This is a genomic window from Streptomyces sp. NPDC059917 (genome assembly GCF_042730635.1).
Taxonomy (GTDB): Bacteria; Actinomycetota; Actinomycetes; order Streptomycetales; family Streptomycetaceae; genus Streptomyces.
Map to the genome: position 1 here is coordinate 117,170 of NZ_JBHWLC010000004.1, position 11,718 is coordinate 128,887.

Sequence of the window (11,718 nt, forward strand, 5' to 3'; positions counted from 1 at the left end):
AGGAGGCATATATGTCCAACCTCTACATGGAAGTCGATGACGAGGCCCTCGCCGAGGCCGCTTCGATACTGGGCACCAAGTCGAAGAAGGACACGGTCAACGCGGCCCTCCAAGAGGTGGCGCGGCGCAACAAGCGGCTGAAGGCGCTGGAGCGGCTCGTCGAGATGGGCGAGCGCGGCGACTTCGAGCCCCTCCTGAACAAGGCCGACTACCGACGATGAGCCCGGTGACCCACCTCATCGACACCTCCGCCGTCGTGCGCGTCGTGACGAACGAGGACGTTCGCAAGAGCTGGCTGGAGCACCTCGCCGTGGGCGTGATCGGCGTCTGCGAGGTCACGGAGCTGGAACTGCTCTTCTCCGCCCGCTCGCTCGCCGACCGGTTGGAGAAGGAGGCCCTGCTCGGCGAACTCTTCAACTGGACGCCCATGCCCGAGCGGGTCTACCTCCGGGCCCGCGCGGTGCAGCGGCTGCTCACTGACCGGGGCGAGCACCGCAGTGCCGGCCCCGTCGACCTGCTCGTCGCCGCCACGGCCGAACTCACCGGCCTCACGCTGCTGCACTACGACAAGGACTTCGACACCATCGCGCGCGTGACCGGCCAGCCCGCCCGCTGGATCGCCCCTCCCGGCACCGTCTGACCGCGGGCCCCCTCGCCGCCCCCCACGTCCGGCCCCGCCCACCGTGCGCCCCCTCGGGTAAACGCGTTCGATTGTTGCGGCGGGATGAAATCCGCCGGTCGTGGCGTTGGGGCTTGCGGCAGGACAGGCAGGACGGACGGGGAGGCACCACGTGGCGGCGGCGGAGAAACAGGGCCAGGGTCAGGGCTGGGGACGGCGACTGGCCCGGTACACCTGGCGGTACAAGGCCAACGTGCTGCTCGCCCTCGGGTCCTCGCTCGGCGGCATGGCCGTCATGGCGCTCGTACCGCTCGTCACCAAGGTGATCCTCGACGACGTCATCGGGGACAAGAGCAAGCCCATGGGGCCCTGGGCCGGGATGCTCATAGGCGCGGCACTCGTCGTGTACGTGCTGACCTACATACGCAGGTACTACGGCGGGCGCCTCGCCCTCGACGTGCAGCACGACCTGCGCACCGACATGTACGACACGATCGGCCGGCTCGACGGGCGCCGCCAGGACGAGCTGTCCACCGGACAGGTCATCGGGCGGGCGACCAGCGACCTCCAGCTCATCCAGGGCCTGCTGTTCATGCTCCCGATGACCATCGGGAACTTCCTGCTCTTCGGCATATCCCTCGCGATCATGCTGTGGCTCTCGCCGCTGCTGACCCTGGTCGCGCTGCTCATGGCCCCCGCCCTCTGGTTCATCGCCAAGCGCAGCCGCAAGAAGCTCTTCCCCGCCACCTGGTACGCCCAGAGCCAGGCCGCGGCCGTCGCCTCCGTCGTCGACGGGGCCGTCACCGGCGTCCGCGTCGTCAAGGGCTTCGGCCAGGAGGAGCAGGAGACCGGCAAGCTCCGCGACGCCGGCCGCCGCCTCTTCGCCGGGCGCATGCGCAGCATCCGGCTGAACTCCCGCTACACCCCCGCCCTCCAGGCCGTACCCGCCCTCGGGCAGGTCGCGATGCTGGCCCTCGGCGGCTGGATGGCCACCAAGGGGCAGGTCACCCTCGGCACCTTCGTGGCCTTCTCCACCTACCTCGCCCAGCTCGTCGGCCCCGTCCGGATGCTCGCCATGATCCTCACCGTCGGCCAGCAGGCCCGCGCCGGTGCGGAGCGGGTCTTCGAGCTCATCGACACCGAGCCGGTGATCCAGGACGGCACGCACGCCCTGCCCGCCGACGCGCCCGCCACCGTCGAGTTCGAGGACGTGCGCTTCGGCTACGACCCCGAGCGCCCGGTGCTCGACGGTTTCGGCCTCTCGATCGCCGAGGGCGAGACCGTGGCCCTCGTCGGCGCCTCCGGCAGCGGCAAGTCGACCGTCTCCCTGCTCCTGCCGCGCTTCTACGACACCGACCACGGCACCGTCCGGGTCGGCGGGCACGACGTGCGCGAGCTGACCTTCGACTCGCTGCGCGACGCGATCGGGCTGGTCCCCGAGGACTCGTTCCTCTTCTCCGACACCATCCGCGCGAACATCGCCTACGGGCACCCCGACGCCACCGAGGAGCAGGTGCTGGCCGCCGCCCGCGCCGCCCAGGCCGAAGGGTTCATCGAGGAACTCCCCGCCGGTTTCGACACGAAGGTCGGCGAGCAGGGCCTGACCCTCTCCGGCGGCCAGCGCCAGCGCATCGCGCTCGCCCGCGCCATCCTCACCGACCCCCGGCTGCTGCTCCTCGACGACGCGACCTCCGCCGTCGACGCCCGGGTCGAGCACGAGATCCACGAAGCGCTGCGGGCCGTCATGGCCGGCCGCACCACCCTGCTCATCGCGCACCGCCGCTCCACGCTCGCGCTCGCCGACCGGATCGCCGTCCTGGACCACGGGCGGCTCTCCGACATCGGTACGCACGAGGAGCTGGAGCGCCGCTCCGCCCTCTACCGGCGGCTGCTGACCGATCCGGACGCGCTGGGCGCGGGCTCGCCGCGGACGCCCGAGGCGCCCGTGATGGCGGAGTTCGAGCGGGACATCGAGCGGGACCTGGAACGGGACATCGAGTTCGAGGCCGAGATCGACTCCGAGCCCGTCAACGCCAAGCGCCGGGTGGCCGGCGGCATCACCCCCGAGCTCTGGCAGCGCCAGGAGCAGGCGGACGAGAAGACCACCGCCCCCGCCGGGATGCCCGCCACCCCCGAACTGCTCGCGCAGGTGGCCGCGCTGCCGCCCGCCGACGACACCCCGGCGGTGGACGAGGCCCGCGCCGCCTCCAGCGAGGACAGCTACAACCTGCGCCGCCTGCTGCGCGGCTTCTGGGCACCGCTCGCGATATCCCTGGGCCTCGTCGCCCTCGACGCGGGCTCCGGGCTGCTGCTGCCGATCCTGATCCGGCACGGCATCGACAAGGGCGTCGAGGCCGCCGCGCTGGGCGCCGTCTGGGCGGCGTCCCTCCTCGCGCTCGGCGTCGTCCTGGCCCAGTGGGCCGCGCAGTTCGCCGAGACCCGGATGACCGGCCGCACCGGCGAGCGCGTGCTCTACGCCCTGCGCGTGAAGATCTTCGCCCAGCTCCAGCGCCTCGGCCTCGACTACTACGAGCGCGAGCTGACCGGCAAGATCATGACCCGGATGACCACCGACGTCGACGCCCTGTCCAGCTTCCTGCAGACCGGGCTGGTCACCGCGGTCGTCTCGGTCCTCACCTTCTTCGGCATCCTGATCGCCCTGCTCGTCCTCGACGTCGAGCTGGCGCTGATCGTCTTCGCCACCCTGCCCCTGCTGGTCATCGCCACGATCGTCTTCCGCCGCCGGTCGGTGGCCGCGTACGAGCTCGCGCGCGACCGGGTCGGCCTGGTCAACGCCGACCTCCAGGAGTCGGTGGCCGGGCTGCGCATCGTCCAGGCGTTCCGCCGCCAGGCCAGCGGATCCGTCCGCTTCGGGGAGCGCAGCGACTCCTACCGCGAGGCCCGCGTCCGCGGCCAGTGGCTGATCTCGGTCTACTTCCCCTTCGTCCAGCTCCTGTCCTCGGGGGCCGCGGCCGCCGTGCTGATCGTCGGCGCCGGACGGGTGGAGGCCGGCACGCTCACCACCGGCGCGCTGGTCGCGTACCTCCTCTACATCGACCTGTTCTTCGCCCCCGTGCAGCAGCTCTCGCAGGTCTTCGACGGCTACCAGCAGGCGACCGTCTCGCTCGGCCGGATCCAGGGCCTGCTGCGGGAGCCCACCAGCACCCCGCGCCCGGTCGAGCCCCGCCCGGTCCCCGAACTGCGCGGCGAGATCGCCTTCGAGGGGGTCCGCTTCGAGTACGGCACCGCCGAAGAGCGCGGGGCGAAGGAGCCGGCGCTGGCCGGGATCGACCTGCGCATCCCCGCCGGGCAGACCGTCGCCTTCGTCGGCGAGACGGGGGCCGGCAAGTCCACGCTGGTCAAGATGGTGGCCCGGTTCTACGATCCGACCGCCGGCCGGGTCACCGCCGACGGGGTGGACCTGCGCGAGTGGGACCTGACGGGCTACCGCCACCGCCTCGGCGTCGTCCCCCAGGAGTCGTACCTCTTCCCGGGGACCGTGCGCGACGCCATCGCCTACGGGCGCCCCGGCGCGAGCGACGCCGAAGTGGAGGGCGCCGCCCGCGCGGTCGGGGCGCACGACATGATCGCCACGCTGGACGGCGGCTACCTGCACGCCGTCGCCGAGCGCGGCCGCAACCTCTCCGCGGGCCAGCGCCAGCTGATCGCCCTGGCCCGCGCGGAGCTCGTCGACCCGGACGTCCTGCTCCTCGACGAGGCCACCGCGGCCCTCGACCTGGCCACCGAAGGCCTGGTCAACCAGGCCACCGACCGGCTCGCGGGCAAGCGCACCACGCTGGTGGTGGCCCACCGGCTGACCACCGCCGCGCGCGCCGACCGGGTCGTGGTGATGGACCACGGCCGGGTCGTCGAGGACGGCACGCACGCCGAACTCCTGGCCCGCGGCGGCCGCTACGCCCGCCTGTGGCGGACCTTCGTCGGCGAGGACGAGCGCGCCGCGGCCTGACCCCGCGGCGGCGAGCCGCCCCGCCCCCGCCCACCGGACCCCTCGGACGTGGTTGCCGCCTGCAACCTTCCGGGGGGTCCGTGCGTCGTACGGACGCGTACGTCGTACGGACGACCGGCAGGGGGAAACGTGTTCGGGTTGAGGGGTGGGGCGGGCCGGTGGGCCAGGGGTGCGGGGGTGTTCTCGGCGGGGCTGCTCCTCGCGTCCGGCGCGCTGGTGGCGCCGCCGGAGGCACGGGCGGCGACCGGCGGCTGTCCGGGCCAGCTGGCCCGGACCGTGGACTTCGCCGCGGGTGAGGTCCGCGTGTACAAGTCCCATGCCCACGTGTGCGCGGTGACCGTGCCCGCGCGTCCGGGGGCGCGGACGTGGATGTCGGTGAGCGTGCAGCCGCGGGGCGGGGTGCCGGTCCGCGACGAGGGCCGTTTCACCCGGTTCGCCGGGCCCGTCACCGTGCCGGCCGTGAGCCGCTGCGTGTATGTAAAGGGGCAGGTGGGCTCGGAAGTGATCGGTTCCGGCTGGATCCTGTGCTGAGAGGGAGGCCCAACGCCCCCTGTTCGAGCGTGCGTTGATCCCGCTAGGTTCACCGGTACCGCAGTGAACTCAAGGGGAGGGTGAGAATGCACAAGGCGCTCAGATGGCTGTTGTCGTTCGTGGTGCTGATCGGCACCATGGGCGCGGCGGGCGTGACGGCACAAGCGGCCACCGCCGCCGGGCCGACCGCCGCCACGGACATCAAGGACCGGATCCTCGCGATTCCGGGGATGACCCTCATCGAGGAGAAGCCCTACACCGGATACCGGTTCTTCGTATTGAACTACGAGCAGCCCGTCGATCACCGGCAGCCGTGGAAGGGCACCTTCAAGCAGCGGCTGACCCTGCTGCACAAGGACACCTCCCGCCCCACGGTCTTCTTCACCTCCGGGTACAACGTCAACATCAACCCGCGCCGCAGCGAGCCGACGACCATCGTCGACGGCAACCAGGTGTCGCTGGAGTACCGCTTCTTCACCCCGTCCCGCCCCGACCCGGCCAACTGGTCGAACCTGGACATCTGGCAGGCGGCCAGTGACCAGCACCGCATCTTCACCGCCCTCAAGAAGATCTACACCAAGAACTGGCTGGCCACGGGCGGCAGCAAGGGCGGCATGACGGCGACGTACTACGAGCGCTTCTACTCCCACGACATGGACGGGGTCGTCGCCTACGTCGCCCCCAACGACGTCGTCAACAAGGAGGACTCGGCCTACGACCGGTTCTTCACCAAGGTCGGCACCAAGGAGTGCCGCGACAAGCTGAACGCGGTGCAGCGCGAGGCGCTGGTGCGCCGCGTGCCGCTGGAGGCCAAGTACGCGGCCGCCGCCGTCGAGAACGGCTGGACCTTCACCACCGTCGGCAACATCGACAAGGCCTACGAGGCCGTCGTCCTCGACTACACCTGGGCCTTCTGGCAGTACAGCCTGCTGGCCGACTGCGCGGGCATCCCGACCGCCGCGACCGCCACCGACCAGCAGATCTGGGACACGGTGGACGCGATCTCCGGCTTCTCCGCCTACGCGGACCAGGGCCTGGAGACGTACACCCCGTACTACTACCAGGCGGGCACCCAGCTCGGTTCGCCCGACATCAAGCAGCCGCACCTGGCCGGTCTGAGCCGCTACGGCTACCAGCCCCCGCGCAACTTCGTGCCCCGCGACATCCCCATGACCTTCCAGCCCGGCGTCATGGCCGACGTGGACAACTGGGTGCGCAACAACGCCCAGCAGATGCTGTTCGTGTACGGGCAGAACGACCCGTGGGGCGCCGAGCCGTTCCGCCTCGGGTACGGGGTCCGCGACAGCTACGTGATGATCGCCCCCGGGGCCAACCACGGTGCCAACGTGGCCAAGCTCCAGGAGGGCGAGAGCAAGCTCGCCACGGCGAAGATCCTGCAGTGGGCCGGGGTCGCCCCCGCCGCGGTGCAGGCCGACCCGAACAAGGCGGCCCCGCTCGCCCGGGCCGACGCCCAGCTCGACAAGCGCGACCTGGAGCGCGAGCCGCAGCTGCGGCCGTGACCCGGTGAGCCGGTCGGCCGCGCCGACCCGGTGAGCCGGTCGTTCCGGTGACCCCTCCGCCCCCGCGGGCCTCGGCCCGCGGGGGCGGACGCGTCAGTACGTCAGCCCGTGCCCCAGCGGCCAGCGCCCCGGCACCTGCACCGGGAGCCGCCCCGTGGGCCGGTGCGCGCCCGCGACCACCCGCGCGGCGGCCCGCAGTTCCCCCTCGCCCCAGGAGTACGTCGCCAGCGCGGCCGCGACCGGCGGCAGCCGGGCCGGGTCGTACGGATTGCGCAGCGCCACCGTCACCACCCGGGCGCCCGCCGCCACCAGGTCCCGCACCAGGGCGTAGGGGGCGCTCGCGGCGCCCTCCGGGACGTTGTGGGTGCACACCAGCACCACGTCGTGGTCCGGGGCCGCGGCCACCGCCCGCTCGGGCGCCGTCGCGGTCGTCGTGAAGCCGAGCGCCCCCAGCTCGCGGGCGAGGACGGTCGTCGGCTGCCCGCCGGTTCCGGTGGGCGAGGCCGGATCGGCGCCGGTGACCAGCAGCTTCGGGTAGCGCACCGGATCCAGCGGAAGCAGCCCCTGGGTGTTGGCCAGCAGGGTGGTCGTGCCGGCCGCGATCCGGTCGGCCTCGGCGAGGTGCTCCGGGACGCCCACCACCGTCGCGAGCTCCGCGGGGTCCACGAAGGGGTTCGCCAACAGCCCCCGGCGTTCCTTGAGCCGAAGGATCCGCAGGACCGATTCCTCGATCCGGGCCTCGGTCAACTCGCCCGAGCGCACCGCCGCCAGCACGCTGCGGTGGGCGAGCCCCACGTCCGGCGGGTCGAGCAGCTGGTCGCAGCCCGCCGCGAGGGCGAGCACCGGCACCCGGTCGTCCCCGTACTTCTGCCGGACCCCGGCCATCCGCAGCGAATCGGTGACGACCACCCCGGTGAAGCCGAGGCGTTCGCGCAGGATGCCCGTGACGATGGCGTGCGAGAGGGTCGCCGGGTCCCCGGAGGGGTCGAGCGAGGCGAAGACGATGTGCGCGGTCATCACCGCGTCCACGCCCGCCTCGACGGCCGCCCGGAACGGCGGCTCGTCCCACTCCTCCCACTCGGCGCGGGTGTGCCGCATCACCGGCAGCCCGACGTGGCTGTCGGTGTCGGTGTCCCCGTGGCCCGGGAAGTGCTTGACGGTGGCCGCCACCCCGGCGCCCTGGTAGCCGCCCACCTGGGCCGCGACCAGCGCCGCGACCGCCCGCGGATCCGAGCCGAAGGACCGTACGCCGATCACCGGATTGGCCGGGTTCACGTTCACGTCGGCGACCGGGGCGTAGTCCTGGCGCACGCCCATCGCGGCCAGTTCGGTGCCCGCGATCCGCGCGGCCCGCCGGGCCCCCTCGGCCGCGCCCGCGGCGCCCGCGCCCGTGGCCGCGCCCAGGGCCATCGCCCCCGGCAGTTGGGTGGCCGGCTTCCCGATCCGGTTGACGGCCCCGTGCTCCTGGTCGGTGGAGAGCAGCAGCGGGACGCCGTCCCCGTCGGCGCCGGCGGCGCGCTGGAGTTCGTTCGACAGCTCGGCGACCTGGCGCGGGGAGCGGATGTTGTTCGCCCAGCCGAAGTAGATGATCCCGCCCAGGTGGTAACGGGCGATCAGCTCGGCCGCGTCGCGCACCCCCAGCTCGGTCTCGAAGGTGTCCGCGTCCGCCGGATCGGGCGCGGTCGCGGAATGCCCGTAGATCCGGCTGACGAAGAGCTGCCCGACCTTCTCCTCCAGGGTCATCCCGGCCAGCATCCGCGCCGCCACCTCCCCGGGGGCGGGGCCGGGCCCGCGGCCCCGCGGGGCGCCCTGCGCCCGGCGGGGGAGCGCGGCGGCGGCTCCGGTGACGGCGACGGCGGCCACGGCGGCGGCGGACAACAGGGAGCGGCGGGACGCGTGGTTCGGCACCCGGGCACGCTAACGCCGCGCGCCCCCGCGGCGGCTAAGGACACTCGCCGGGTCCCCCGGACGTGGTGGCCCAGTGTTCCCGCAGGGTGCGGACGGCCTCCGTGATGGCCGGTCGCCGCGCGGCCCCGGCCCGCCACAGGGCGTGCACCCGGCGCACGGGCGTCGGGCGCAGCGGGACGGCCACCGCGCCCGGCGGCAGCGGGCCGGTGCCCAGGCGCGGCACCACCGCGATGCCCAGGCCCGCCGCGACCAGGGCCACCAGGGTGTGGTTCTCCTCGGCGACGTGCACGACGTGCGGCTCGGCGCCGACCGCGCGCAGGGTGCGCACCAGCCAGTCGTGGCAGACCCGGCCGGGCGGTTGGCAGATCCAGCGCTCACCGCCGAGGTCCGTGCGCCGCACGACGGTCCGGGTGGTGAAGGGGTGGCCCGCGGGCACCAGCAGGTCGCAGAGGTCGTCGCCGATCACCGCCTGCTCGACCCCGTCGGGCACCGGCAGCGGCGCGATGTCCCAGTCGTGGGCCACCGCCAGGTCGGTGACGCCCCGGGTCACCAGGTCCACCGAGAGGTGCGGGTCGACCTCGGTCAACCGGACCTCCAGGGCCGGGTGGCGCTCGGCGAGTTCGGCCAGCACCCCGGGCAGCAGTCCGCGCGCGGCGGAGGCGAAGGCGGCCACCCGCAGCAGCCCGCTGGGCTGCCCCCGGCGCTCCTCCAGGGTGGTCTCGGCCCGCTCCACGATCCCCAGCAGCTCCTGGGCGGTGGAGGCCAGGTGGTGGGCCTCCTCGGTGAGCGCGACGCCGCGGCCGCGGCGCTCCAGGAGCGTGGTGCGGGTCTCCCGTTCCAACTTGGCGATCTGCTGGGAGACGGCGGACGGGGTGTAGCCGAGCGCGGCCGCCGCGCCCGCGACGGAACCGTGGACGGAGACGGCGTGCAGGGCGCGGAGCCGGGACAGGTCGAGCATCCTCGAATCGTAAGCGCTGCTTCATCCAACGGGGAAGAGATCATCGCTGGTGCTACATGGTTCCAGCGTCGATGCTCTTCTCATGCGTCCCGTACACACCGCCCTGGCCGTCCTCGTGGCCGCCGTCTGGGGCTTCAACTTCGTCGTCATCGAGATCGGGCTCGACCACTTCCCCCCGCTGTTGCTGTCCGCCCTGCGCTTCCTCGTCGCGGCCGTGCCCGCGGTGTTCTTCGTGGGGCGCCCCAAGGTCGCCTGGAAGTGGGTCCTGGGGGTCGGGGCGGCCCTGGGCATCGCGAAGTTCGGGCTCCTCTTCACCGGCATGGCCGCCGGGATGCAGGCCGGGCTGTCCTCGCTGGTGCTCCAGGTGCAGGCCGTCTTCACCGCCGTCCTCGCCGCCGTCGTGCTGCGCGAGCGGCCCGGGCGGATCCGGCTGGCCGGGATGGGCGTCGCGCTCGCGGGAATCGCCGTCGCGGCCGTGGACCGCGGGACCTCGGCGCCCGTCACCGCCTTCCTGCTGGTGGTCGCGGCCGCCGCGTGCTGGGGGGTGTCCAACGTGCTGACGCGCAGGGCCGCCCCGCCCGACGCGCTGAACTTCATGGTGTGGGTGTGCACGGTGCCGGTGCTGCCCCTGTTCGGCCTCTCGCTGCTGGTGGAGGGGCCCGAGCGGGACCTCGCCGCGCTGCGCGCCCTGGACTGGTCCGGGGCGGCCGTCATCGGCTACGTCGCCTGGGTGTCCACCGTCTTCGGCTTCGGGGCCTGGGGCTACCTGCTGCGCCGCTACCCGGCCTCGTCGGTGGCGCCGTTCTCGCTGCTGGTGCCGGTCTTCGGGATGTCCTCGGCGGCGCTGGTGCTGGGCGAGGGGATCTCGCCGCTGCGCTGGCTGGCCGCGGTGCTGCTGGTCGGCGGGGTCGCGGCCACCTCGCTGGCCCCGGCGCGGGGCGCCCGTACGGCCTCCCGCACGGTCCGCGGCTCCGCCGCGCCGCTCAGTGCGGCGGGCCTTCCTGGAGCGGCAGCCGCCAGTCCTGTCCGATCAGGGTGACGCCGTACGAACGGTGCTCGCGCTCGGCGACCAGGGTGAACCCGGCGCGCTGGTAGAGGCAACGGGCGCCGGTCAGTACGTCGTTGGTCCACAGCACCAGCTCGCGGTAGCCGACCGAGCGGGCGAAGGCGATCACCGTGTCCACCAGCAGCGCGCCGGTCCCGCGGCCCCGGCCCGCCGGGTCCACCAGGAGCAGGCGCAGCCGGGCGGTGCCGGGGGCCGGATCGCGCACGCACATGACCGAGCCCACCGGGTGGCCGTCCCGCTCGGCGATCCAGACGCGTTCGAGGTAGGGGTCGTGGTCCTGGGCGAAGTCCGCGACGATCCGCGCGACCAGCCCCTCGAACTCGCTGTTCCAGCCGTACTCGGCGGCGTAGAGGGCGCCGTGGCGCTGCACGATCCAGCCCAGGTCGCCGGGTTCCGGAGGGCGCAGTACTACCTGTGCGGCGGACGTGTCCATGGCGTCCGAGGATACGGCGCGGCGCGGAGCCGGGGAACGGGGGTTTCCGGCTCCGCGCCGCACCGGGGCGTCCCGGATGCGCCGTACGGGTGAGGCGGCGGGAGCGCTACTTCTTGCCGCCGCCGAGGATCTGGCCCAGCAGGTCGCCGAGGCCGCCGCCGCCCGGGGCCGCGCCCGGGGCCGAGCCCGGGGCCGGGGCGCCCGAGGCCTGGGGGGAGCCCGCCCCCGCGCCCTTGCCCGCCGCCCGCTTGGCGAAGACGGCCAGCAGGACGGGGATCAGCAGCTCGATCACCCGGGCGACGGTGGGGGCGGGGATGCCGGTCTTCTTCGAGACGGCCGCGGCGACGGGCTTGCTCACCTTGGCCAGCACGCCGGCCATCATGCCGCCGCTCAGCAGGCCCCCGCCCAAGGTGGCCACGCCCTGCAGCGGGGGCTCGCTCACCTCGGCGAAGGCCTGGCGGACCTCGTGGCCGTCGTCGTCGTCCGCGTCGGCCTTCTGCTGGAGGTCGCCGGTCATGGCGCCGACGGTGGTGGCGATCGCGTCGCGCGCGCCCGTGGCGTCGGTACCGAGCAGACCCGCGATCTCGGTCAGCTTGTCGTCGCCCAGCTCGTTGATCACGTCGTCCTGGAAGGAAGGTTCGCTCATGACTGAAACGCTACGTCTGTCATGTTTTGGCGGCACCTCGGGTAACGGAACGATAAAGCCTCGCATCTCT

The 11,718-nt window shown here is 73.4% G+C and carries 9 protein-coding genes and 1 pseudogene; 6 read left to right on the top strand and 4 right to left on the bottom strand.

Annotated features, from left to right (window positions below; translation table 11 throughout):
* The first annotated feature begins 11 nt into the window (after positions 1–11).
* The 5 genes from ACFWAR_RS03915 (at position 12) to ACFWAR_RS03935 (ending at position 6,637) form a co-directional block, all read left to right on the top strand.
* Positions 12–221, top strand: a complete 210-nt coding sequence (locus tag ACFWAR_RS03915) for a type II toxin-antitoxin system VapB family antitoxin (protein WP_385772723.1) — start codon at positions 12–14, stop codon at positions 219–221.
* The gene (locus ACFWAR_RS03920; protein WP_385772725.1) at positions 218–640 is read left to right on the top strand and encodes a PIN domain nuclease; all 423 of its coding nucleotides are present in this window, start codon (positions 218–220) and stop codon (positions 638–640) included. The genes ACFWAR_RS03915 and ACFWAR_RS03920 overlap by 4 nt, the downstream gene beginning before the upstream one ends.
* Before the next feature lie 151 nt (positions 641–791).
* Positions 792–4,586 carry an ABC transporter ATP-binding protein gene (locus tag ACFWAR_RS03925; protein WP_385772727.1) on the top strand — a complete coding sequence of 1,265 codons (3,795 nt, stop codon included), beginning with the start codon at positions 792–794 and terminating at the stop codon, positions 4,584–4,586.
* Between the two features lie 177 nt (positions 4,587–4,763).
* Positions 4,764–5,117, top strand: a complete 354-nt coding sequence (locus ACFWAR_RS03930; protein ID WP_385772729.1) for a hypothetical protein — start codon at positions 4,764–4,766, stop codon at positions 5,115–5,117.
* Between the two features lie 86 nt (positions 5,118–5,203).
* Complete coding sequence (locus tag ACFWAR_RS03935; protein ID WP_385772731.1) at positions 5,204–6,637, top strand: aminopeptidase; 1,434 nt, start codon at positions 5,204–5,206, stop codon at positions 6,635–6,637.
* Between the two features lie 93 nt (positions 6,638–6,730).
* Here the strand turns inward: ACFWAR_RS03935 and ACFWAR_RS03940 are convergent, their stop codons facing one another.
* Positions 6,731–8,545, bottom strand: a complete 1,815-nt coding sequence (locus ACFWAR_RS03940; protein ID WP_385772733.1) for a glycoside hydrolase family 3 protein — start codon at positions 8,543–8,545, stop codon at positions 6,731–6,733.
* Between the two features lie 34 nt (positions 8,546–8,579).
* Positions 8,580–9,503, bottom strand: a complete 924-nt coding sequence (locus ACFWAR_RS03945) for a LysR family transcriptional regulator (protein ID WP_385772735.1) — start codon at positions 9,501–9,503, stop codon at positions 8,580–8,582.
* 82 nt (positions 9,504–9,585) lie between these two features.
* On the opposite strand from ACFWAR_RS03945, the gene ACFWAR_RS03950 reads away from it, so the two are divergent.
* On the top strand, positions 9,586–10,542 hold the full coding sequence (locus ACFWAR_RS03950) for an EamA family transporter (RefSeq protein WP_385772737.1): 957 nt from the start codon (positions 9,586–9,588) through the stop codon (positions 10,540–10,542).
* Here ACFWAR_RS03950 and ACFWAR_RS03955 read toward each other — a convergent pair.
* Both ACFWAR_RS03955 and ACFWAR_RS03960 read right to left on the bottom strand, forming a co-directional pair.
* A pseudogene (locus ACFWAR_RS03955) lies at positions 10,487–10,987 on the bottom strand (GNAT family N-acetyltransferase); the annotation flags it as partial. The gene ACFWAR_RS03950 and the pseudogene ACFWAR_RS03955 sit on opposite strands and share 56 nt — an antisense overlap.
* Positions 10,988–11,108: 121 nt before the next feature.
* Positions 11,109–11,648 carry a DUF937 domain-containing protein gene (locus ACFWAR_RS03960; RefSeq protein ID WP_385772739.1) on the bottom strand — a complete coding sequence of 180 codons (540 nt, stop codon included), beginning with the start codon at positions 11,646–11,648 and terminating at the stop codon, positions 11,109–11,111.
* Positions 11,649–11,718: the final 70 nt, after the last annotated feature.

What these genes read in the sequence shown, in the direction of transcription:
- ACFWAR_RS03915 (WP_385772723.1), top strand. Translation starts at nt 12, where the DNA reads ATGTCCAACCTCTACATGGAAGTCGATGACGAGGCCCTCGCCGAGGCC.
- ACFWAR_RS03920 (WP_385772725.1), top strand. Translation starts at nt 218, where the DNA reads ATGAGCCCGGTGACCCACCTCATCGACACCTCCGCCGTCGTGCGCGTC.
- ACFWAR_RS03935 (WP_385772731.1), top strand. Translation starts at nt 5,204, where the DNA reads ATGCACAAGGCGCTCAGATGGCTGTTGTCGTTCGTGGTGCTGATCGGC.
- ACFWAR_RS03945 (WP_385772735.1), bottom strand. Translation starts at nt 9,503, where the DNA reads ATGCTCGACCTGTCCCGGCTCCGCGCCCTGCACGCCGTCTCCGTCCAC.
- ACFWAR_RS03950 (WP_385772737.1), top strand. Translation starts at nt 9,586, where the DNA reads ATGCGTCCCGTACACACCGCCCTGGCCGTCCTCGTGGCCGCCGTCTGG.
- ACFWAR_RS03960 (WP_385772739.1), bottom strand. Translation starts at nt 11,648, where the DNA reads ATGAGCGAACCTTCCTTCCAGGACGACGTGATCAACGAGCTGGGCGAC.